The 20,258-nt window shown below is 67.9% G+C and carries 23 protein-coding genes and 1 pseudogene; 12 read left to right on the top strand and 12 right to left on the bottom strand.

The window, feature by feature from the left end:
• The 5 genes and pseudogenes from GBZ26_RS13680 to GBZ26_RS13700 form a co-directional block, all read right to left on the bottom strand.
• Positions 1-210 (bottom strand): annotated as a pseudogene (locus GBZ26_RS13680) (hypothetical protein); the annotation flags it as partial.
• A 5-nt stretch (positions 211-215) separates the two neighbouring features.
• Positions 216-653 (bottom strand): flagellar biosynthesis repressor FlbT, encoded by a 438-nt coding sequence (locus GBZ26_RS13685; protein ID WP_174439309.1) that lies wholly within the window; start codon positions 651-653, stop codon positions 216-218.
• Entirely contained in the window at positions 643-1,035 is a 393-nt protein-coding gene (gene flaF, locus GBZ26_RS13690; protein ID WP_174439310.1) for a flagellar biosynthesis regulator FlaF, read from the bottom strand. The genes GBZ26_RS13685 and flaF overlap by 11 nt, the downstream gene beginning before the upstream one ends.
• A 110-nt stretch (positions 1,036-1,145) precedes the next feature.
• A complete protein-coding gene (locus GBZ26_RS30655; protein WP_174439311.1) occupies positions 1,146-2,390 on the bottom strand; it encodes a flagellin N-terminal helical domain-containing protein in 1,245 nt (414 codons plus the stop codon).
• Between the two features lie 341 nt (positions 2,391-2,731).
• Positions 2,732-3,526, bottom strand: coding sequence for a response regulator transcription factor (locus tag GBZ26_RS13700; RefSeq protein ID WP_174439312.1), 795 nt, complete (start codon positions 3,524-3,526; stop codon positions 2,732-2,734).
• 355 nt (positions 3,527-3,881) lie between these two features.
• Between GBZ26_RS13700 and GBZ26_RS13705 the strand changes: the two genes are divergently transcribed.
• From GBZ26_RS13705 to GBZ26_RS13740, 8 genes are all read left to right on the top strand, one after another.
• Positions 3,882-4,358: a hypothetical protein gene (locus GBZ26_RS13705; RefSeq protein WP_174439313.1), complete on the top strand. Its 477-nt coding sequence runs from the start codon at positions 3,882-3,884 to the stop codon at positions 4,356-4,358.
• A 166-nt stretch (positions 4,359-4,524) separates the two neighbouring features.
• Positions 4,525-5,481, top strand: a complete 957-nt coding sequence (locus GBZ26_RS13710; RefSeq protein WP_174439314.1) for a DMT family transporter — start codon at positions 4,525-4,527, stop codon at positions 5,479-5,481.
• Between the two features lie 152 nt (positions 5,482-5,633).
• Positions 5,634-6,566 (top strand): sugar kinase, encoded by a 933-nt coding sequence (locus GBZ26_RS13715; protein WP_174439315.1) that lies wholly within the window; start codon positions 5,634-5,636, stop codon positions 6,564-6,566.
• Positions 6,567-6,654: 88 nt separating this feature from the next.
• Complete coding sequence (locus GBZ26_RS13720) at positions 6,655-7,353, top strand: GntR family transcriptional regulator (RefSeq protein WP_246654175.1); 699 nt, start codon at positions 6,655-6,657, stop codon at positions 7,351-7,353.
• Positions 7,350-7,985 (top strand): bifunctional 4-hydroxy-2-oxoglutarate aldolase/2-dehydro-3-deoxy-phosphogluconate aldolase, encoded by a 636-nt coding sequence (gene eda, locus GBZ26_RS13725; RefSeq protein ID WP_014199635.1) that lies wholly within the window; start codon positions 7,350-7,352, stop codon positions 7,983-7,985. The genes GBZ26_RS13720 and eda overlap by 4 nt, the downstream gene beginning before the upstream one ends.
• Before the next feature lie 5 nt (positions 7,986-7,990).
• Positions 7,991-9,019, top strand: a complete 1,029-nt coding sequence (locus GBZ26_RS13730; RefSeq protein ID WP_174439317.1) for a Gfo/Idh/MocA family protein — start codon at positions 7,991-7,993, stop codon at positions 9,017-9,019.
• Between the two features lie 119 nt (positions 9,020-9,138).
• Positions 9,139-10,086 carry a protein-methionine-sulfoxide reductase catalytic subunit MsrP gene (msrP, locus tag GBZ26_RS13735; RefSeq protein WP_174439318.1) on the top strand — a complete coding sequence of 316 codons (948 nt, stop codon included), beginning with the start codon at positions 9,139-9,141 and terminating at the stop codon, positions 10,084-10,086.
• Position 10,087: 1 nt separating this feature from the next.
• A complete protein-coding gene (locus GBZ26_RS13740; RefSeq protein WP_174439319.1) occupies positions 10,088-10,741 on the top strand; it encodes a protein-methionine-sulfoxide reductase heme-binding subunit MsrQ in 654 nt (217 codons plus the stop codon).
• On the opposite strand, the gene GBZ26_RS13745 is transcribed toward GBZ26_RS13740, so the two are convergent.
• The 3 genes from GBZ26_RS13745 to GBZ26_RS13755 are packed head-to-tail and all read right to left on the bottom strand — an operon-like array spanning position 10,729 to position 13,584.
• On the bottom strand, positions 10,729-11,547 hold the full coding sequence (locus GBZ26_RS13745) for an ABC transporter ATP-binding protein (RefSeq protein ID WP_247884807.1): 819 nt from the start codon (positions 11,545-11,547) through the stop codon (positions 10,729-10,731). The genes GBZ26_RS13740 and GBZ26_RS13745 overlap by 13 nt on opposite strands.
• A complete protein-coding gene (locus tag GBZ26_RS13750; RefSeq protein ID WP_174439320.1) occupies positions 11,544-12,551 on the bottom strand; it encodes an iron chelate uptake ABC transporter family permease subunit in 1,008 nt (335 codons plus the stop codon). The genes GBZ26_RS13745 and GBZ26_RS13750 overlap by 4 nt, the downstream gene beginning before the upstream one ends.
• Position 12,552: 1 nt before the next feature.
• Positions 12,553-13,584: an iron ABC transporter substrate-binding protein gene (locus GBZ26_RS13755; protein WP_174439321.1), complete on the bottom strand. Its 1,032-nt coding sequence runs from the start codon at positions 13,582-13,584 to the stop codon at positions 12,553-12,555.
• A gap of 343 nt (positions 13,585-13,927) precedes the next feature.
• Between GBZ26_RS13755 and GBZ26_RS13760 the strand changes: the two genes are divergently transcribed.
• Together GBZ26_RS13760 and purT are read left to right on the top strand one after the other, a co-directional pair.
• A complete protein-coding gene (locus GBZ26_RS13760) occupies positions 13,928-14,422 on the top strand; it encodes a hypothetical protein (protein WP_174439322.1) in 495 nt (164 codons plus the stop codon).
• A 90-nt stretch (positions 14,423-14,512) separates the two neighbouring features.
• Entirely contained in the window at positions 14,513-15,682 is a 1,170-nt protein-coding gene (purT, locus tag GBZ26_RS13765) for a formate-dependent phosphoribosylglycinamide formyltransferase (RefSeq protein WP_174439323.1), read from the top strand.
• Between the two features lie 61 nt (positions 15,683-15,743).
• Here the strand turns inward: purT and GBZ26_RS13770 are convergent, their stop codons facing one another.
• Together GBZ26_RS13770 and GBZ26_RS13775 are read right to left on the bottom strand one after the other, a co-directional pair.
• Entirely contained in the window at positions 15,744-16,019 is a 276-nt protein-coding gene (locus GBZ26_RS13770) for a cytochrome C oxidase subunit IV family protein (RefSeq protein WP_174439324.1), read from the bottom strand.
• A gap of 4 nt (positions 16,020-16,023) precedes the next feature.
• Positions 16,024-16,614, bottom strand: coding sequence for a cytochrome c oxidase subunit 3 (locus GBZ26_RS13775; RefSeq protein WP_174439325.1), 591 nt, complete (start codon positions 16,612-16,614; stop codon positions 16,024-16,026).
• Between the two features lie 280 nt (positions 16,615-16,894).
• Between GBZ26_RS13775 and GBZ26_RS13780 the strand changes: the two genes are divergently transcribed.
• Both GBZ26_RS13780 and GBZ26_RS13785 read left to right on the top strand, forming a co-directional pair.
• Positions 16,895-17,530 carry a hypothetical protein gene (locus GBZ26_RS13780; RefSeq protein ID WP_174439326.1) on the top strand — a complete coding sequence of 212 codons (636 nt, stop codon included), beginning with the start codon at positions 16,895-16,897 and terminating at the stop codon, positions 17,528-17,530.
• A complete protein-coding gene (locus tag GBZ26_RS13785; RefSeq protein ID WP_174439327.1) occupies positions 17,531-18,577 on the top strand; it encodes a DUF262 domain-containing protein in 1,047 nt (348 codons plus the stop codon). It abuts the gene before it with no gap.
• Between the two features lie 180 nt (positions 18,578-18,757).
• Here GBZ26_RS13785 and GBZ26_RS13790 read toward each other — a convergent pair whose 3' ends face one another.
• Together GBZ26_RS13790 and GBZ26_RS13795 are read right to left on the bottom strand one after the other, a co-directional pair.
• Positions 18,758-18,913 carry a hypothetical protein gene (locus GBZ26_RS13790; protein ID WP_174439328.1) on the bottom strand — a complete coding sequence of 52 codons (156 nt, stop codon included), beginning with the start codon at positions 18,911-18,913 and terminating at the stop codon, positions 18,758-18,760.
• Between the two features lie 90 nt (positions 18,914-19,003).
• Positions 19,004-20,258: CoA transferase (locus GBZ26_RS13795; protein ID WP_247884808.1), on the bottom strand; the 1,255-nt coding region annotated here is incomplete at its 5' end.

Consider the following 20,258-nt stretch of genomic DNA (forward strand, 5'->3'; position numbering starts at 1 on the left):
GATTGGATTGGGCGGGCGGCCGTTGTCGGCTTCCGCCGACGCGCGGGCCTCCTCGACCACCTCGGTGGCCTTGGCGGCCTCGGCCTGGGCGGCGCGCAGCCGGTCGGCCTGGCGTTGGCGGGCTTCGGCGATCAGGTCGGCGCTGGCGGTGCCGCGCTCGCCGTTGACGCCGGTCACGCCGCCGGTCAGTCCCTGGATGGGTGCGGGCATGGCCGTCACGCCTCCACGCGAGTCTCGGGAATGCGCTCGTCCCGCGGGGCGCGCTGCGCGTTCAGCAGCCCGTCCTCGTAGGCCATCACCGGCCGCAGGCAGGCCAGCGCCTTGTAGTAGTCGCGGTCGCTGACGTTGCGCATCGCCTGCATGATGCGGTCCTGCATCTCCGGATGCATGAAGGCGGTGTAGAGCTTGGCCATCATGCCGGCGACGACGCTGCCGTACTGTTCCGCGGCCTGGGGATCCAGAAGCATGCTCTGGATCACGAAATAGGCGCGGCGGACCGGGGTGTCGGCCTCATCCTCCTGCATGATGTCGCTGCCGCGGATGATCTGGGCGAAGTTGCTGACGGTCAGCGTGTAGCGGCGGTTCTCGTTCTGCACGACGCAGCCGTTGATCACCACGCGCTCGCAGGGCTTGAGGCGGAGCTTAAGCGCCATAGGACGCCTCCATCGGAGCGGGGGCCTCCGTCCGGGCGACGCCCTGCAGGCCGCGCATGACCGACCGGTTGATGTCGATCAGCATGCCCGCGTCGGCCTCGCCGCGCAGCACCTGGGTGGTCTGGCGGGCGACCGAGAAGGACAGCGAGACCAGCCCGGCGCGCAACGCCTCGGGCAGCGCGTTGCCGTCCTCCAGCAGGTCGGCGCGCAGCGTGTTCCAGAGTTCCAGGTTGCGCCACAGCGCGTCCTTCAGCGCCGCCGACCGCCAGCCGGCGTCTCGGTTGGTCTCCAGATCCAGGGTGATGCGGAGGAAGACCAGATATTCGATGCGGCGCGGGTCTTCGCACTCGGCCATCGTCTGCTGGTAGGCGGCGATGCTCATGGTCGCACCTTATGCAACGCGCACGGGGGCGCCGGAATGGGGCTTGGGCTGGAGACGAATGGAAAAAACGGCCGGCGCCCCGTCGGGAGCGGGACGCCGGCCGGACCGGGTTAGCGGAACAGCGAGAGAATGTTCTGCGGACCCTGGTTGGCGATCGACAGCGCCTGGGTGGCGAGCTGCTGCTGGACCTGGAGGGCCTGCAGGCGGCTCGATTCCTCGTTCATGTCGGCGTCCACCAGGGCGCCGATACCCTTGTTCATCGAGTCGGTCAGCTTCGACACGAAGTCGTTCTGCACCGACACGCGGTTCTCGATGGAACCGATGACCGAGGCCTTGCCGATGGCCTTGTCGAGCAGGCCGTTGATGACTTCCAGCGACTTGGTGGCGTTGGAGGTGACGTCGATCTGCGTCAGGTCGGCCAGGCCGCCGAAGGCGTCGCTCTCCTTCGAACCGACCCACAGGCTGTCCACCTTGGCGGTGAAGTTGCCGTCGGCGTTCCCGTCCTGATCGGTGAACTCCAGCTTGTCGCCGTTGAAGGCCACCTGGAAGTCACCGCCGGCCGTGGTCAGGGCCGCGTTGACGGCGGTCTCGATCAGGCCCTGGGTGGTCGCCTTGTCGGTGGTGTAGACGATGCCCGACAGGTCCACCGTCACGGCGGTCTTCACGCCCGCCTCGTCGGTGACGTTCAGGGTCAGGTTGCCCAGGCCCAGGTTCTGGCCGTCGATGAAGGTCTGGTCCGGGTCGCCCAGCGCGATGCCGACGCTGGCCTTCAGGTCGTTGGTGGAGTCCACCTGCTGCTCGATCGTGGCCTTGCCGACGATCGAGGTGACCTGCATGTCCTGACGCTGGAAGCTGATGTAGCTCGGATCGACCGTGCCGGCGCTGCGGCTCAGCGACGCCAGGATGTCGACGTTCTGGTCCTTGGCCGTGCCGTCGTTGGAGTAGGTGACGCGCAGCAGGTTGTCGCCGTTGAACGAGGCGTCGGCGGCGGCGCCCTTCACCAACTTCACGAGCTGGTCGATGTCGTTCTGGATGAGGGTCTTGTCGACGCCGTTGGTCTGGCCGGCGATGACGCGGGCCTTCAGCGTCTGAAGGTTCTCGACGATGTTCTTGGAGGCCACCGACGCGGTGTTGGTCGTGCCCGAACCCAGCTCCAGCGATTCCTTCACCGCCTTGAAGCCGGCGACGTCGGCGCGCATGGTCGTGGCGATGGACCAGTAGGCGGCGTTGTCCTTGGCGTTGTTGACCTTGAGACCGGTCGAGATGCGATCCTGGGTGGTCGCCAGATCGTCGGTCACGCGGCGCAGCGTCTGCAGCGCGGTCATCGCCGAGGTGTTGGTCATGATCGAGGCCATGTGTATCTCCATTCGCGAGATGCAGAGCGCCTTTCTGACGCTGGGGCCGGGCTGCGCGGGCCTTCCCACTTGGTTCTTATGGGCGCGCAACCGACCATTCGACTGTGACCGACACCGTTTAAACCGGAGTAAAAAAACCGCAGCCCTTCCAGGGTGACGCTTTCGTCTTTCAAAGTTGGGCGTCTTTTAAAAGTAATGGCGCATTTTATAAAAATGCGGCGAGCGCGCAAGGCGGCTCAGCCTCCGTGCCCCGAAGGGCCGCGGCCGTGGCGTCTTTCAAAATGTTGGAGGGCGAATCGTCAGAAGCGGAGCGTAGGGCGGGACTTTGGTACCAGGCACCGTCACTCGGCGGCGACGAGACAGCCGGGGTGCAGGCCGGACGCGGCGAAGGGGATGGCCGGGAAGCGGCGGGCGCCGGTGGCGGGTGCGCCTGCCGGAGCGGCCTCTTCATGCTCGGGCGGGGCCTCGAACTTGTAGCCGCGGCCGTAGACGGTCTCGATGTAGCGGGCGCCGCCGGTGGCCTCGGCGATCTTCTTGCGCAGCTTGCAGATGTAGACGTCGATGACCTTGTCCAGCGGGTCGGCGCCGGACAGGCCGTAGACCTCGTCGTAGATGTGCTCCTTGGAGACGACGCGGCGGTGGTGGGCGGCCAGGACGCCGAGGATGGCGTGCTCGCGCTGGCTCAGCCGCAGCCGCTCGCCGGCGACCTCCGGGTCGCGCCCGTCGAGGAACACCGTGAGCTGGCCGACCCGCACCGCGTTGCTCAGCAGGCCGCGCGAACGCCGCCGCGCCACCTCGATGCGCGCCCGCACCTCGGCGCTGACCACCGGCTTGACCAGAACGTCGTCGGCCCCGGCGTGCAGCAGTTCCACCGTCGTCGTCACGCAGCGCCGGTCGAGCAGGCAGAGGATCGCCGCCCCGACCTGATGCGCCCGCAAGGCCGCCACGCAGCGCGCCGGGTCGTCGACGCTGCCCAGCACGATGGCGTCGTAGCCCAGCGCGTCGGCACCCTGCTCCCGCAGAAGCTCCTCCAGCCCGGCCCAGTCCTGGCGGTCGTAGCGGATCTTCCCCATGCCGAGCTGACGGCCGAGCGCGTCGGCGATCAGGGGGTTCGGTTCAACCAGGACAGCGCGCATGGGATTCTCCGCAACAGGGGTTTCAACTAGAGGGCGGGAGGACAAGGCACTTAAAATTTTCCTTAATTCCGAGTGCTTTATTTTCTCACACCCTCAGGTAATAGCCTTCCTGTACCGCGAGTCAACCATCCGGCTTACCTCAAGGGATAATGTTACGGCCTGCTTTTATATGACTTTTAATATCCGTTAAGGCGTAGATTCTTGGCTGTTCTTTGCCTCGAAATTCGAAGCATTTTCCTCCCGAGTTGCCTGCAACGCCGCACCTCCCCAGCCCTCCTCGCTCCGGCTTGAACCGGGCTTTAATCCGGCTGTATTTCACTGGTGGCGAGAGGATGCGAATGGGGGAGAGGAACCGATGCCGACCCGCAACCGACAGGCGATTGCCGGACCCGCCCTTGCGGGCGTCCTCCTGCTGGCGGGCGGCTGCGCGATGAACGGCCCGGCGCCCGACACCGCCTACCGGCAGGCGCTGGAGGCGGCGGTGGAGGCCGGGCGGTGCGAGGGGCCGACGGTGGAAGCCCTGTGGACCGCCTACGACCGCTGGTTCGCCGTGGCGGCCAGCCTTGCCTCCTACCACCGCGGGACGGAGGCTGGCGCCCTGCTGCGGCAAGGCGAGGCGTTCCGCATCCTGGGCTGCCCCGCCGCGGCGCGCGACGCCTACGAGACGCTCCTGCAACGCTTCCCTGACCCTGATTACGAGTTGGAGCGCAACGCCGCCCGCCGCGGCTTGATGGATTTGCCGATCAACCCGCCGACGCCCCTGCTGCGCCCGGCACCCGCCGTCACCTCGGCCCTGCGCGCGCCCGCCCCAACGGAGCACCGCGACGGCTGATCTGTGGGTCCATCTTGTGGATTCGCGGGGCCGGGCCGTATGGCTGCCATGACGCTCCGCACCATTGTTCCCAGACATGATACATCAGTAACCTGAAGGTTAACCGGGCACAGACCCGGGCCATCCTTCCGCTTGCTGCCCTCCTGCCTGGAAGCGCCCTCCGGCCATGCCCGACTGCTCCCGACCCCCGGAAGGGGTGTCCGCCGCCCAGACCGTGCCGTCCCACGGGAGCGAGCGCCGCGACGATCCCGTGCGCGGGATTTTGATGGTCGTCGCCGCGGTCTTCTTCTTCTCCTGCTCCGACGCGACGGCGAAGTATCTGTCCCAGACGCTGCCCTCCATCGAAATCGGCTGGATGCGCTACGTCGGCTTCACGACGCTGCTGCTGCCGCTGATGATCCGCGGTGGTCCGCCGGTGATGAAGACCGCCAGCCCCGGCCTCCAGATCCTCCGCGCTCTGGGGATGCTCGGGTCGGCGCTGTTCTTCATCATGGGCATGCGTTATCTGCCCCTGGCGGAGGCGGCGGCGACCAGCTACGTCTCGCCGGTCTTCGTCACCGTGCTGTCGATCCTGGTGCTGGGCGAGAAGATCGGACCGCGCCGCTGGGCGGCGGTGCTGGTCGGGCTCCTCGGCGTTCTGATCGTCATCCGGCCGGGCGGGGCGGCCTTCCAGCCGGCGGCCATCTTCCCCATCCTGTCGGCGATGAGCTGGGCGACCGGCGTGGTCATCACCCGCAAGATGACCGGGCAGGAGCACCCCACCACCACCCTGATCTGGACCGCCCTGACCGGCCTCGCCGTCCTGACCGTGCTGCTGCCCTTCAACGTCGCCATGCCGACCGCAACGGAGGTGGCGCTGGGCGCCCTGATCGGTCTGGTCTCCACCATGGGGCAATGGCTGATGGTCCAGGCCTACCGCTTCGGCGAGGCGTCGGTGCTCGCCCCCTGCTCCTACGTTCAGATCGTCTGGTCAACCCTGCTGGGCTTCCTGATCTTCGGGGCGCTGCCCGACCATTGGACCTTCCTGGGCGCCGGGATCATCATCGCCAGCGGCCTCTACACCGCCCACCGCGAGCGGCTGCGCAAGAAACAGCAGCAAAACGCCGCAGCGCCCGCGCCATGACCGGCGATTGGCATGACCGGCGCCCGAAAAGCCTTGCCCCGGACATTGATATATTAGTATACTTGCCCTCGGGAGGCACGGGACTAAAAACCCGTGTTGTTCGAACTCTTTAGCAGGAACCGGCGGGCTCGACCGCCGGACGGGGGATGGCGATGGGTGAGTCCGCGCGCCGGGTTGCGACCCTTGGCGAATGCATGATCGAACTGGTGCGCCGTCCCGACGGGACCTTCACCATGGGCTTCGGCGGCGACACCCTGAACACCGCCGTCTACATGGCGCGGCTGGGCGTGGCAACCGATTACGTGACGGCGCTGGGCGACGACGGCAACAGCGACGCCATGGTCGCCACCTGGGAGGCCGAGGGGGTCGGCACCGGCCATGTGCTGCGCGTGCCCAACCGCGTCCCCGGCCTCTACATGATCGAGACGGACGACAGCGGCGAGCGGCGCTTCCTCTACTGGCGCGATTCCGCGCCGGCCCGCGACCTGTTTGTCCTGCCCGACAGCCCGGCGCTGGTCGCCGATCTGGAAGGCTACGACCTGCTCTACATGTCCGGCATCAGCCTGGCCATCTGGGGCGAGCGCGGGCGGGAGGTGCTGTTCCCCATGCTCGACCGCCTGCGCGAGCGCGGCGGCCGCGTCGCCTTCGACACCAACTGGCGCCCCCGCCTGTGGCCCGACCGCGATACGGCGCAGCGCGCCTACGATGCGATGCTCCGCCGCACCGACATCGCCCTGCCGGGCGTCGAGGACCTGCGCGGCCTCTACGGCGACGCCGATGCCGACACCGCCATGGCCCGCGTGCGCGGCGCCGGGGTGACGGAGATCGTGCTGAAGCTGGAAAAGCCGGGCTGCATCGTCTCCGCCCCCGGCGTCGAGGAGACCGTGCCCTCGGAGAAGGTCGCCAAGGTCGTGGACACCACCGCGGCGGGCGACAGCTTCAGCGCCGGCTACCTCAGCGCCCGCCTGAAGGGCCTCGGCCCGGTGGAGGCGGCGCGCTCCGCCCACCGCATCGCCGCCGTGGTCATCCAGCACCGCGGCGCCGTGATCCCGCGCGACGCCATGGCGTCCGTGCTGGACGGCTGATCCCCTGACGGAGGGACCCTCCATGCCACCAGCCCCAACGCCCACAGCCCCAACGCCCCCTGGCCAGCCGTCGACCGCCCCGGTCGCCATGAAGCCGCCCCGCGCCTCGCAGCGCGGGACCACGGCGGCGGCGGCCATCTACCGCGACCTGCGGGCCGACATCGTGTCGCTGGTCCGCAAGCCGGGCGACCCGATCGTGGAAAAGCTGGTGGCCGAAGCCTTCGGCGTCAGCCGCACCCCGGTGCGCGAGGCCGTCCTGCGGCTGGCCGACGAGGGGCTGGTGGAGGTCTTTCCGCAATCGGGCACCTTCGTGGCGCGCATCCCCATCGCCGACCTGCCGGAAGCCAACCTGATCCGCAAGACGCTGGAGCAGGCGACCGTCCGCTTCGCGGCGGAACGCGCCACCCGCAGCCAGGTCGCCGCCCTCCAGGCCAATCTGGAGCGCCAGCGCGAGGTCGACGCCTCGGGTTGCGCCGACGGTTTTCACCAGGCGGACGAGGCGTTCCACGCGCTGATCGCCGACATCGCCGGCTATCCCGGTTTCTGGCCGATCACCCAGCAGGTGAAGGTGCAGATCGACCGCTGCCGCCACCTGACCCTTCCCTATCCCGGCCGCCTGGCGACCGTCATCGCCGAGCACGAGGCCATCGTCGCCGCCATCGCGGACCATGACCCCGACCGCGCGGTGACGGCGCTCGGCGACCACATCGACGGCCTGCTGCTGACCATCGACGACATGCGGCACGCCACCCCATTGTATTTCTCTCCTGCCGAGGCCCTGACATGACCCACCCGCGTCTTGAACCCTCCCTGTCCGGCCCGCGCATCGTCCCGGTCCTCGTCCTCGACGAGCCGGACACCGCGGTCGCCCTGGCCGAGGCGCTGGTCGCCGGCGGCCTGACCACGCTGGAGGTGACGCTGCGCACCCCCGCCGCTCTGGCCTGCGCGGAGGCCATCGCCGCCCGCGTTCCCGGCGCCCTGGTCGGCCTTGGCACGCTGATCCGGCCCGAGCAGTTCGCCCAGGCCCGCGACGCCGGCGCCCGCTTCGTCGTCAGCCCCGGCCTGACCGACCGTCTGGCGGAGGCCGCCAAGACCGCCGGCCTGCCCTATCTGCCGGGCATCGCCACGGTGGCCGAGGCGCTGATCGCCATGGAGCACGGCTTCCGCGAGCTGAAGTTCTTCCCGGCGATGCTGAACGGCGGCGCCCCGGCGCTGCGCGGCATGGCGCCGCTGATGCCGGAGATCCGCTTCTGCCCAACCGGTGGCCTCAAGGCGGAGCATGTGAAGGAGATCCTGTCGCTCCCCAACGTCTTCGCACTCGGCGGCACCTGGCTGACCCCGGCCGACGCGGTGAAGGAGCGCCGCTGGTCCGAGATCGAGCGGCTGGCCCGCGAGGCCTCCGCCCTGGCCCAGGGCTGAGCCGGATGCGGCGGCGCGTCGGCGTGATCGGGCTGGGCATGGCGGCGACGCCGCACGCCCAGAGCCTGCTGGATCTGGCGGACCGGGTGGAGGTGGCGGGCTGCTTCAGCCCGTCCGCCGAGCGGCGGACCGCCTTCGCGGCGCGCTTCGGCCTGCCGGCGGTGGACCGGGCGGAGGCGATCCTCGACGACCCCACCGTCTCCGCCGTCCTGCTGCTGACCCCGCCGGACACCCACGCCGACCTCGTCGCCCGCTGCGCCGCCGCCGGCAAGCACGTCCTGCTGGAAAAGCCGCTGGACGCCACCCCCGCCGGCTGCCGCGCCGTGGTGGAGAGTATGGAGCGCGCCGGGCTGACGCTCGGCGTCATGCTCCAGCACCGCTTCCGCGCCGCCGCGGAGCGGCTGGCGGAGCTGCTGCGCACCGGCGCGCTGGGCCGTCCGCTGTCGGCCTCCGTCGTGGTGCGCTGGTGGCGCGACGACGCCTATTACGCCCAGCCGGGACGCGGCATGAAGGCGCGCGACGGCGGCGGCGTGCTGCTGACCCAGGCCATCCACACGCTCGACCTCTACGTCAGCCTGCTCGGCCTGCCTCGGGAGGTCGCCGCCTTCGCCAACACCAGCGGCCTGCGCCCCATCGACACCGAGGACGTGGTCTGCGCCGCCCTGCGCTACGACGGCGGGCTGCTCGCCACGGTGGACGCCACCACTGCGGCCTATCCCGGCTATCCGGAGCGCATCGAGATCGCCGGGACCGCCGGCTCCGCCCTGTTGATCGGCGACCGGCTGGAGGTGCAATTGCGCTCCGGCGAAACGGTCCAGGCCGGGGAGACGGCGGGCACGCTGGGCGGCGGGGCCGATCCCATGGCCTTCTCCAACGCCCACCACCGCGCCGTCCTGGCCGATTTTCTCGACGCGCTCGACCACGGCACCCAGCCGCGCGTGTCCGGGCGGGAGGCGCTGAAGGTCCACCGGCTGATCGAGGCGATCCTTACGTCTTCGGAAAGCGGCGCCGTCACGGCGGTTCCGGAGAGCTGACCTCACGTCACGCTCACGAACTCGTGTCCTGCGCTTGATTTGCCGGGACCGGCGACCAAGGCTAGATGAGGGACGGGGGGCGCTGTCGCCTCCCGGCGGCTTTCCTGTGGAGAGGGTTCATGCTCATCAAAGTCCGGAGCGCGTCGCAAGCCAACGAGAGTGAAGTGACGCCCCGCGGCCTGTTCCTGTCCCGGCGCTCCATCATCGCCGGCGGCGCCGCGGCCCTGGCGCTCGGTGGCACGGGTGCCCTGTCGGGTCCGGCGCTGGCTGCGCCCTTCCAGGCCCCGCTGACGGTCAGCCCGAAGGACCCCAAGATGGACGCCCAGACTCCGATGAAGTCGGCGACCAGCTACAACAATTTCTACGAGTTCGGGACGGACAAGACCGACCCGTCCGAGAACGCCGGGACGCTGCGCACCCGCCCGTGGGAGATCGCGGTGGACGGCGACGTCGGCAAGCCCACCACCTTCGGCATCGAGGACCTGCTGGCCTTCCCGCTGGAGGAGCGCGTCTACCGCCTGCGCTGCGTCGAGGGCTGGTCGATGGTCATCCCCTGGGTCGGCTTCCCGCTGGCCGAGCTGCTGAAGCGCGTCGATCCGACCGGCAACGCCAAGTACGTCGCCTTCCAGACGCTGTCCGACCGCTCGCAGATGCCCGGCTTGAAGTATCCCGTGCTGCAATGGCCCTATGTCGAGGGGCTGCGCATGGACGAGGCCATGCACCCGCTGACCATCCTGGCGGTCGGCATGTACGGCGAGACGCTGCCCAACCAGAACGGCGCGCCGGTGCGGCTGGTCGTGCCGTGGAAGTACGGCTTCAAGTCGATCAAGTCGATCGTCCGCATCACCCTGACGCAGGACCAGCCGCCGACCTCCTGGAACCGCTCGCAGCCGCGCGAGTACGGCTTCTATTCGAACGTGAACCCGGAGGTCGACCACCCGCGCTGGAGCCAGGCGACGGAGCGCCGCGTCGGCGAGTTCTCCCGCCGCAAGACGCTGCCCTTCAACGGCTATGGGGAAGAGGTGGCGTCGCTCTACGCCGGCATGGACCTGCGGAAGAACTACTGAGATGGCGGCAGCCCAAAAAAATCTGGCCAAAGGACCGGTCGCCCGGGCGCTCGCCTCGCGCTGGGCGAAGCCGGCGGTGTTCGTGCTGGGGCTGGTCCCGCTCGGCTGGATGGTCTGGCTGGGCGTGAGCGGCGGGCTGGGGGCGGAGCCGGTGGCCGAGGCCGTGCGGCAGAGCGGGCTGTGGGCGCTGCGCCTGCTGCTCGTCGCGCTGGCCGTCACGCCGCTGCGCATCCTGACGGGTCAGGCGGGGCTGGCGCGCTTCCGCCGGATGATCGGGCTGTTCGCCTTCTTCTACGCGCTGCTGCACGTCTCCGTCTATGTGGGGGTGGACCAGTTCTTCGACTGGGCGGCGGTGTGGAAGGACATCGTGAAGCGGCCCTACATCACCGTCGGCATGGGCGCCTTCGTGATCCTGACGGCGCTGGCCGCGACCTCGACCAACGGCATGGTGCGGCGGCTCGGCGGACGGCGCTGGAAGGCGCTGCACAAGGCGGTGTTCCTCGCCGGGGCGGCGGGCTGCGTCCATTACGTGATGCTGGTCAAGGGCTGGCAGTACCCGCCCTTCGTCTACGCCGCGATCCTCCTGGGGCTGGTCGCGCTGCGCTACACAAAGTCGCCGGCGGCCGGGCGGCTCTCCCCATCCTACCGGACCTGAGCCCGCACCGCCCTCCTCAGCCCGACCGGCAGGCACACCCGCATCCCGTCCGCCCCTACGGGCACCACCTCGACCTCCGTCCCGTAGACCTCGCGCATCATGGGGGCGGTGATGACCGCCTCCGGCGTGCCGAAGCGGGCCAGCCGCCCGCCGTGCAGCAGCGCCACCCGGTCGGCAATGGCGAAGGCCTGCTCCGGGTGGTGGGTGGAGAAGACGACGGTCAGCCCCTCCCCGCCCGCGCCGTCCGCCAGCCGCCGCACCTGCTCCAGAACGCGCACCTGATTGCCGAAATCCAGGCTGGCGGTCGGCTCGTCGAGCACCAGCACGCGCGGCGCCTGGGCCAGGGCGCGGGCGATCAAGGCCATCTGCCGCTCGCCGCCGCTGATGCGCAGCCAGTCGCGCTCGGCCAGATGGGCGATGCCCAGCCGCTCCAGCGCGGCCTCGGCGGCGGCGTGGTCGGACGCGGCGGGGGCGCTGAAGGCGCCGCGGTGGGCGGTGCGGCCCATCAGGACCATCCCGCGCCCGGTGAAGGGGAACTGCCCCGCCCCCGCCTGCGGGACATAGCCGAAGGCCAGCGCCCGGCGGCGCGGCGACCAGCCGGCGGTGTCCTCCCCATCGACGCGCACCCGACCGCCGCGCGGCGGCAGCAGGCCGAGCAGCGTCTTGAACAGCGTCGTCTTGCCGCCGCCGTTGGGGCCGAGCAGGCACAGAACCTCCCCCGCCGCCACGGCGAAGCCGACCCCGGCGCCGACCACCCGCTCGCCATAGCCGAAGGCGAGGTCCTCCACCGACAGCCGCACGCTCATGACCAGCCGCGCTTTCCGAAGGCGAGGAGCCAGAGGAAGACCGGCGTGCCGATCACCGCGGTCAGCACGCCCAGCGGCAGCTCCACCGGCCCCAGGCTGCGCGCCAGCGTGTCCACCGCCAGCAGATAGGCCGCCCCCAGCAGCACCGCCGTGGGCAGCAGCCGGACGAAGGCCGGGCCGACCATCAGCCGGGCGAGGTGCGGCACCAGAAGCCCGACCCAGCCGACGATGCCGCTGACCGACACCGCGGCGGCGGTCATCAGCGTCGCCGCGGCGATCACCACGACCCGCACCACCCGCACCGGCACGCCGAGCGCCGTCGCCTCCTCGTCGCCCAGCGTCATGACGTCGAGCCGCCAGCGCAGCAGGACCAGCGGCAGCAGCGCCACCGCCACCGGCGGGACCAGCGCCGCGAGGTCGCCGCGGTTGACCGCCGACAGGCTGCCGAGCAGCCAGAAGGTGATCGCCGGCAACTGGTTGTAGGGATCGGCCAGATACTTCAGCAAAGCGACGCCGGAGCCCAGCAGCGCCCCGATCACCACGCCGCCCAGCACCAGGACCAGCACCGGGTCCCGCCCGCGGATGGCCGAGGCGACGGCCAGCACCACCCCGACCGCCAGCAGCCCGCCCGCGAAGGCCATGCCCTGGATGGCGAGGACCGGCAGCGAGGCGAAGATGCCCAGCACCGCCCCCAGCGCCGCCCCCGACGACACGCCGAGGATGTCCGGCGAGACCAGCGGGTTGCGAAACAGCCCCTGATAGGCGGCGCCCGAGGCGGCCAGCCCCGCCCCGACCAGCATGGCGGTCAGCACGCGCGGGCCGCGGATGTCCCAGATCACCGTCTCCACCGCCGGGGCCACGGCGGCGCCCCCAAGCCCCAGCTTCGCCGCGAGCAGCCCGGCCAGTTCCCCCGGCGTGACGGGATAAGCGCCGGTGCTGAAGGCGACGCAGACCGCGGCGACCAGCAGCGCGGCCACCCCGCCCAGCGTCAGCGCGAAGGGCACCTCACCCCGGCGGGCGGCTGCCGGCGAGGAGGGCGTCGATCTGCTCCGCGGTGGGCTCCCGGTGGTAGAAGAGGGCATGGAAACGTCGCGTCTCCTCGCGCAGATCCTCCGGAAACAGCTCCGGATAGAGGACGGCGCCCAGCCAGCGCAGGCCGAGCAGGCGGTTGGCGGCGGGCGGGGAATCGATCCAGGTGAAGGGCAGCCCCGGCGAGAGATAGACGCGCCGGTCGCGCACCGCCTTCACCCCCTGCCACAGCGGGTCGGTCCACACGCTCTCGTAGAAGCCGCGGTCGATGGTGACGATGGCGTCCGGCTGCCAGGCCAGGACCTGCTCCATCGAGACGTTGACCAGCCCACCGTTGCCGAGGTTTTCCGCCGCGACGTTGCGCACCCCGGCCACGTCCAGCGCCTCGACGTTGATGGAGCCGCGGATGCCGGTCTGCAGACCGCGCGGCCCGCGCGCCATGTAGACCTTCAGACGCTTGCCCTCCGGCACGTCGTCGAAACGCCGGCGCACGTCGTTCAGCGTCCGCTCGGCGTAGCGGGCCAGCTCCTCCCCCCGCTCCGCCACGCCCATCAGCGTACCGAGCGTGCGGAAGGTGCGCGCGGAGTCGGCGAGATGCCCGTCGATCAGCAGGGTCGGCACCCGCGTCTGCTCCTGCACCCGGTCGGCCAGAGAGACGAAGGTCGGGGCGGTGCTGCCGACATCGACGACGACGTCCGGCTTCGCGGCGACCACGGTTTCCAGGTTGACGGTGTTGCCGCGCCCGGTCAGCCGCCCCAGCTCCGGCAGGTCGGCGTAGCGGTCGGGCAGGAAGGGCCGCTCCGGCGGGCTGATCGCCCGCGTCCAGCCCAGCAGCTTCTCGGGCGCCAGCATGTAGACGACGACGGAGGCCGGCGGTCCGGCGGGAAACACGCGCTCCACCCGCTCCGGCACGGCGACGCGGCGTCCGGCGGAGTCCGTGACCATCCGCTCCGCCGCCACCGGCCCGGCCAGCAGGGCGAGCAGCAGCGCGGCCATCACGCCCGCCATCCATCCACGCCTGCCCGCCATACCGATCCTGCTTCTTCCGTAGCCGCCCCTCCAAAGCATGGGGTCTGCGCCCGCCACCGTCCATACGACAATGGCCATTGAATCCCCTCTCCCGCCCCGGGAGAGGGAAGGGGCCCGCGCAAAAGCGCGGGAAGGGTGAGGGTCCCGGCAACGGACAAGCGCCTTGATCCTCGGCTTTACCCTCACCCGCCCGCTTCGCGGGCACCCTCTCCCGGGGCGGGAGAGGGACATCGCCCCGCGAAGGTCACGCTTTGACCACGGGCGGCCTCCCCATCCGAACGGATAGGGTGCGGCGGTCCGCTCACCACCACCGTGCCGCCCGATGACCGCATCCCCGCTCCGCCGCGTCCTCCTTCCCGCCGCCCTGCTCGCGCTGTCCGGCTGCGCCGGCTTCGGCTCGGCGGTCACGGGGGTGACCACGGCGGGCGTGGCGGCGACGGTCGGCTCGGCCACCGGCAACCCGGTGCTGGGCATCATCGCCGGCGCCGGGGCCAGCTACGGCATCGACCAGGGCGTGAAATACGCGGAGCGGCGGATCACCGACAACGTCCACAACGCCGTCGCCCGCGCCGCCGGCCCGCTCGCCGTCGGCCAGTCGGCGACCTGGACGGTCGAGGAGAAACTGCCGCTCAGCGGCAAGACCGGCACGGTGCAGGTGGCGCGCGGCTTCGGCGAGGCGATCCCCTGCAAGGATGTCGTCTTCACGCTCGACGACGCGCCGGACTTCAACGTCACCACGATCTGTCGGGCCAAGGACGGCCAGTGGCGCTGGGCGCTGGCCGAGCCCTCGACGCGGCGCTGGGGCAGTCTGCAATAACGCATGCAGTCGGCCATGTACGCACGGCCCGCGTTGGGGTAAAGCTCCGCGGGCAGTTGCGTCACGGGTTTGCGTCACGGGAGTCCGCGCATGTTCACGGCCAAAATCCTTCTTCTCGGCTCGGGCGAACTCGGGAAGGAGTTCGTCATCGCCGCCAAGCGCCTCGGCTGCGAGGTCATCGCCTGCGACAGCTACGCCAACGCCCCGGCGATGCAGGTCGCCGACGCGGCGGAGGTCTTCTCCATGCTCGACGCGGACGCCCTGCGCGCGGCCATCGCCAAGCACTCGCCCGACTTTATCGTGCCGGAGGTCGAGGCCATCCGCACCGAGGTGCTGCACGAGTTCGAGGATGCCGGGCTGACCGTCGTCCCCTCCGCCCGCGCCGCCACCATGACGATGAACCGCGACCGCATCCGCGAGGTCGCCGCGGTGGAACTGGGCCTGCGCACCTCCAAGTACCGCTACGCCGAAAGCCTGGAGGAGGTGATCGCCGGGGCGGAGCACACCGGCCTGCCCTGCGTCATCAAGCCGGTCATGTCCTCCTCCGGCAAGGGGCAGAGCACCGTGCGGACCGCGGCGGAGCTTGAGGCCGCCTGGACCTACGCCGTCGCCAACATGCGCGGCGACCGCCGCAAGGTCATCGTCGAGGAGTTCGTGCCCTTCGAGTACGAGATCACCCTGCTGACCGTCCGCACCCGCGAGGGCATCCTGTTCTGCGAGCCGATCGGCCACCGGCAGGAGCGCGGCGACTACCAGGAATCCTGGCAGCCGGTGCCGATGCCCGCGGCGCTGCTCGACGACGCCAAGGACATGGCGGCGAAGGTCGTGGACAATCTCGGCGGCTACGGCATCTTCGGCGTCGAGTTCTTCGTCACCAAGGACGAGGTCGTCTTCTCCGAGCTGTCGCCGCGCCCGCACGACACCGGCATGGTGACCCTGCTGTCGCAGAACCTGTCGGAGTTCGACCTGCACGCCCGCGCCATCCTCGGCCTGCCGATCCCGGCGATCCATGTCCGCGGCCCGGCCGCCTCCGCCGTCATCCTGGCCGACCGCGAGGCCGAGCGCTTCGCCATCGAGGGCTTGGCCGACGCCATGCGCGTGGGCAGCCCGGAGCATGACGTGGACGTCCGTCTGTTCGGCAAGCCGACGACCCGCAAGAACCGCCGCATGGGCGTGGCGCTCGCCGCCGGCACCGACACCGACGACGCCCGCGACCGCGCGCTGAAGGCGGCCTCGGCGGTCAGCATCCGCTACGAGTAAGGTTACGGAGCCGGGCGCGACCGTCGATCTCCGACGGCGTGGCCCGGCTGCGAACCGCCTCTCAGCGAAGAGCCGGACCGATCATCGGGACAAGCACGTAAATCCCGAAGATCGCCACTCCCAGCAGCGTGAGCAAACTGCGGAACGCCGCGCGCCATCCGCCGTCCGCGCGGTGAAGGTCCAGGTAGTGGGTGAGAATCCGGTCGGCCTTGACGTTGGCCGCGGCGAGGACGAGTCCGACCCCGAGCGGGCCGAGAGTGCCGCCGCCATGCCCCGCCCACATCGAGACGGCGGTGAGGACCATCAGCACCATCCAGGTGCGCGTCAGGATCGCCATCGCCTCACCTCAGCAGATAGACGATGGGGTAGAGCAGCACCCAGATCAGGTCCACCATGTGCCAGAAGGCGGCCCCGGTCTCCAGGTTCTCCAGGCTGTCCCACCGGGTGACGATGCCCAGGATGACGATCCCCGCGGCGACGTGCATCGCGTGGAAGCCGGTGAGCAGATAATAGAGCTGGAAGAAGCTGTTGGTCTCCAGCGTCAGGTCCCGGCCGATCTTGTCGCCGTACTCGACGGCCTTAATGGCGAGGAACAGGCCGCCGAGGGCCATCGCGCCGAGCATCAGCGGGCGATGGGAAAGGCCCGCCGCCCGGCGCCGCACGGCGACGGCGACCAGCCAGCCGCTCGTCACCAGGACCATGGTGTTCACGCCGCCGAGCAGACGGTCCAGCTGCGCCTGAGACGCGTCGAAGGTTGTCGGGTCCAGCGCGCGCGCCACCGCGAAGCCGAGGAACATCGCCCCGAAGGCCGCCAGCTCCCCCAGGATGAGAATCCACATCATGGGGTTGCCGGGCAGGCTGGAGAGGGGGCCCCAATCGGCGACTTCCCCCTCCGAAGCGACCACCGTCGTCGGCGCGGCCGTTTCCGTCATGTCCGCTGTCCTTCCGGAAGTGATGACCGGAAGGGAGCATGGCGCGCGACAGAGCCGCCGTCTTTGCCCGGGGGCAAACTCGCGGCCGGTTGCTGGTCAGCGGAATCTGATGGCTCCGCATACCTTGATCTAGAAGCCTTGATCAAAGTCCCACTTACATGACCACAAGCCGTTGAAATTGCTCGACACAAAGGAGTTTTTGATCAGCACTTTTAAACACTTCTATTAACCAACCTGAGATGGTAGAATGCCGGCAAGAAAATACGATTAGAACGCGCCAATGCAAATGCCACGCCTTGATCTTTCGCCAGATTCATTCCGGCAGATGCTTAGTGAAATGGACCATACTGAGGTTCTGCAACGCACTCTGTTGTCAAATGACGAAGCCACCCATGTCAAATTGCAGGACCAAGAATACATACAAAAATCTGTAGCAAGAACATACAATGTCAATGCTAACGAAGTGAAAGTGTGCATTGTTGGCTCTGCCAAGCTTGGATTTTCTATTTCTGAGAAATTTGAAAATGGGCACTTTCTTCCAAGGTATCGGCCGTTTAGAACAGGATCAAAATTTGATCCAGGTTCAGATATTGATGTAGTAGTTGTCTGCCCAAGAATATTCTCTCGTCTTTGGCATGAACTATCTCAGTACTCTCACGACCAAACACCCCCCAGCCCCTGGCGCTATAAGAGTTTGGGTGATTATTTGGTTAATGGATGGTTGCGCCCCGACCATTTTCCGAAAAGTGCAAACCTGCGCCGATGCGATGACTGGTGGAACTGTTTTCGCCAACTTTCGGTTGAACCTAGATTCAATCGCCGAAAGGTACGAGGCGGCATTTTTCATTCCGATACACATGTTCAACAATACTACATCAAAGCCATCCGCGAATGCGCCCGGGCTGAGGAGCTGTAAATGAAAACCTCCGCAACCAATAAGAAGATTCGAGAGCTTATCGTCATGGTTCGCGACGGAAAGCTTTTGCCACGTCCCGAGTTTCAGCGGCGACTCGTATGGACGCGAGAGAATAAAAATGAGTTTATTGATACGGTCTTGAAAGGATATCCGTTCCCAGAAATATACATATGCGATGGGGAGATAGATAATGAAACTGGAGATGGCACACAGCTTCTAGTAGATGGCCTTCAACGTGTCAGTACGTTGATACAGTATTTTCATGGCTCGTCCGAACTTCGCTTGACTACAGTCCCAATTTATAAAGACCTCGCCCCCGAGGAGAGGGATGCATTTTTGCAGTATGAGGTTGCCGTCCGAGACTTGGGTTCCCTAAAAAGAGCAGAGATTGTCGAGATATTTCGCCGACTAAACGCAACCAAGTACTCACTGACAGATATTGAAATAAACAATGCCTTGTACTCTGGGGCTCTAAAGCGCTACGCTGAGAGCGTATCTTCTGACAAAATCTTCATTGATAACGGAGTATTCTCTGCACTTGATTTCAAGCGCATGGGAGATCTTAAGTTTTCTTTACAGATTATAGTTACCATGATAGGAGGGTACTTCAATCGCGATGATGAGCTTGAAGACGCCCTTGCTCGCTATAATGATGACTTTAGCCTAGAGCCGGAAATCGATACGCGTTTCCGACGAGTAAAAGACTTTATCGAAGAATGTGGTTTCCACTCAAAATCTCGCATCTGGAGAAAATCTGATCTATTCACAGCATTTGTTGAGCTTGATAGGTTAATTAACATCTCCGGAGAACGTCTAGACCCACTGGAAACCATAGAACGACTTGAATCATTCTACAGTTCTATTAAAGATGAAGCCGTGGACAATCGAAAGATTTCTGGAATCTATTACAAGGCAGCAATACAAGCAAATGCCGACAGAACCAATCGCTTGCGAAGAGGCCTCATCTTCTCTGGAGTTGTGCAGGGAAAATCAGAGGATGTAATTATGAACGAGTTAGTACAGGAAGGACTTACCCGCGACCGCTAATGAGGGTGTCGATCAGAACCTTTGCCAGACTTGGAAAATTAATGATTCATAGCCATGGCAATAGGATTTTGATCCGCGCTCATAGAGCGCATAACAGAAGCGGCGTGGAGCAGTGGGGAGGGGTTATGGTAACCCCTCTCACCGGTTAAAACCTAATTAGTTAGGCACTTTAAGCGCCGGTCACTGATAGCCGCCCTTGTCCGCGCGCTCCCGCGCCGCGTCCTCCTGGGCTTTGGTCATCTCGTCCTTGCTCGCCGCCGGCTGGTCGTCGGGCTTGCCCGCCGCGCGGTCGTTCTCGGCTTGCGGTTGGGAGTCGGTGTTGCGGTTGTCGCCCATCGCGTCATCCTCCGGCATGAGGCGGGCCGCTGCGGCCCGCCGTAAGCCTCACCAACACGCTCGCGCGCCGGTCGTCTCACTCGCACGACGTCAGGCGACGATGCCGGCGTCGTGCAGGCGGCCGATCTCGGCGGACGGCAGGCCGAGCAGGTCGGCCAGCACCGCGTCGGTGTCCTGCCCCAGGACGGGCGCCGGCCGGTGGTCGGTGCGCTCGCCCAGGCCGGGGAAGCCGAGGGGGGAGCCGGGGACCAGCAGCGGACCGACCTCCGGCTGCTCGACCTCGCGGAACAGCGGGTTGGCGGTGGAGCAGCGCGCGTCCTCGGCCACCAGCTGGCCGAAGTCCCGGTACGGTCCCCACAGCACGCCCGCCCCGGCGAAGGCACTCTCCACCTCGGACAGGGTGCGCGCCGCGAACCAGGGGGCGAGCACGGCGGAAATGGCGTCGCGCGCCAGGAAACGTCCGCCCTCGTCGTTCATGTCCACGTCCATCAGCGGGCCGATCATCGCCAGCCGCTCGGTCAGCCCGGTCGCCTTGCCCAGCGCCTTCCACTGGCGGTTGGAGATGGCGACGACCATCGCCCGCCGGCCGTCGGCGGTGGCGAAGTCGCGGCCGTAGGCGCCGTAGAGGTCGTTGCCCATCGGCGGCCGCACCGCGCCGTTGACCCGGACGTCGGCGAGGTAGCCGAGGTTGCCGACCGTCGCCAGCATCACGTCGGCCAGCGCCACCGTCACCTCCTGCCCCCGCCCGGTGCGACGGCGATGCCGCTCCGCCGCCAGCAGGCCGGTGGCGAGATAGAGGCCGGCGGCGACGTCCCAGGCCGGCAGCACATGGTTCACCGGCTCGCCGCCGCGGCCGGTCGCCATCGGGAAGCCGCTGGCGCAGTTGACGGTGTAGTCGACCGCCGCCGACCCGTCCGGGTTGCCGGTCAGGCGCAGCATGATCAGGTCGTCGCGCCTGGCCGACAGCGCCTCGTAGCCCATCCAGCCGCTGGCCGGGAGGTTGGTGAGCAGGAAGCCCGCGTTCTCGCCCGAGGCGGTGATGATCGCCTGGGCGATCTCGCGCCCCTCCGGACGGTCGAGCGCCAGCGTCACCGACCGTTTCGCCTTGTTCAGCGCGGTCCAGTAGAGGCTGGTGCCGTTCGGCGCCACCGGCCAGCGCCGGTAGTCGATGTTGCCGCCGATCGGGTCGATGCGGATCACCTCGGCGCCCAGCTGGGCCAGCGTCATGCCGCCCAGCGGCGCCGCGATGAAGGCCGACACCTCGACGACGCGCAGATCGGAGAGAAGCGAGGACATGGGGGTCTCGATCCAGAGGGAAACAACGTGATGGACGGGGTGCCCCCAC

Origin of the sequence: Azospirillum formosense (genome assembly GCF_013340925.1) — a bacterium.
Classification (GTDB): domain Bacteria; phylum Pseudomonadota; class Alphaproteobacteria; order Azospirillales; family Azospirillaceae; genus Azospirillum; species Azospirillum formosense.

Coding starts and splice junctions, on each gene's coding strand:
- eda (WP_014199635.1), top strand. CDS start 7,350: ATGACCCACCCGCGTCTTGAACCCTCCCTGTCCGGCCCGCGCATCGTC.
- GBZ26_RS13700 (WP_174439312.1), bottom strand. CDS start 3,526: ATGCGCGCTGTCCTGGTTGAACCGAACCCCCTGATCGCCGACGCGCTC.
- GBZ26_RS13785 (WP_174439327.1), top strand. CDS start 17,531: ATGAAAACCTCCGCAACCAATAAGAAGATTCGAGAGCTTATCGTCATG.
- flaF (WP_174439310.1), bottom strand. CDS start 1,035: ATGAGCATCGCCGCCTACCAGCAGACGATGGCCGAGTGCGAAGACCCG.
- GBZ26_RS13745 (WP_247884807.1), bottom strand. CDS start 11,547: ATGAGCGTGCGGCTGTCGGTGGAGGACCTCGCCTTCGGCTATGGCGAG.
- GBZ26_RS13770 (WP_174439324.1), bottom strand. CDS start 16,019: ATGGCGATCCTGACGCGCACCTGGATGGTGCTGATGGTCCTCACCGCC.
- GBZ26_RS13720 (WP_246654175.1), top strand. CDS start 6,655: ATGAAGCCGCCCCGCGCCTCGCAGCGCGGGACCACGGCGGCGGCGGCC.
- GBZ26_RS13780 (WP_174439326.1), top strand. CDS start 16,895: ATGCAAATGCCACGCCTTGATCTTTCGCCAGATTCATTCCGGCAGATG.
- msrP (WP_174439318.1), top strand. CDS start 9,139: ATGCTCATCAAAGTCCGGAGCGCGTCGCAAGCCAACGAGAGTGAAGTG.
- GBZ26_RS13755 (WP_174439321.1), bottom strand. CDS start 13,584: ATGGCGGGCGTGATGGCCGCGCTGCTGCTCGCCCTGCTGGCCGGGCCG.
- GBZ26_RS13775 (WP_174439325.1), bottom strand. CDS start 16,614: ATGACGGAAACGGCCGCGCCGACGACGGTGGTCGCTTCGGAGGGGGAA.
- GBZ26_RS13685 (WP_174439309.1), bottom strand. CDS start 653: ATGGCGCTTAAGCTCCGCCTCAAGCCCTGCGAGCGCGTGGTGATCAAC.
- GBZ26_RS13710 (WP_174439314.1), top strand. CDS start 4,525: ATGCCCGACTGCTCCCGACCCCCGGAAGGGGTGTCCGCCGCCCAGACC.
- GBZ26_RS13715 (WP_174439315.1), top strand. CDS start 5,634: ATGGGTGAGTCCGCGCGCCGGGTTGCGACCCTTGGCGAATGCATGATC.
- GBZ26_RS30655 (WP_174439311.1), bottom strand. CDS start 2,390: ATGGCCTCGATCATGACCAACACCTCGGCGATGACCGCGCTGCAGACG.
- GBZ26_RS13730 (WP_174439317.1), top strand. CDS start 7,991: ATGCGGCGGCGCGTCGGCGTGATCGGGCTGGGCATGGCGGCGACGCCG.
- GBZ26_RS13760 (WP_174439322.1), top strand. CDS start 13,928: ATGACCGCATCCCCGCTCCGCCGCGTCCTCCTTCCCGCCGCCCTGCTC.
- GBZ26_RS13790 (WP_174439328.1), bottom strand. CDS start 18,913: ATGGGCGACAACCGCAACACCGACTCCCAACCGCAAGCCGAGAACGAC.
- GBZ26_RS13705 (WP_174439313.1), top strand. CDS start 3,882: ATGCCGACCCGCAACCGACAGGCGATTGCCGGACCCGCCCTTGCGGGC.
- GBZ26_RS13740 (WP_174439319.1), top strand. CDS start 10,088: ATGGCGGCAGCCCAAAAAAATCTGGCCAAAGGACCGGTCGCCCGGGCG.
- purT (WP_174439323.1), top strand. CDS start 14,513: ATGTTCACGGCCAAAATCCTTCTTCTCGGCTCGGGCGAACTCGGGAAG.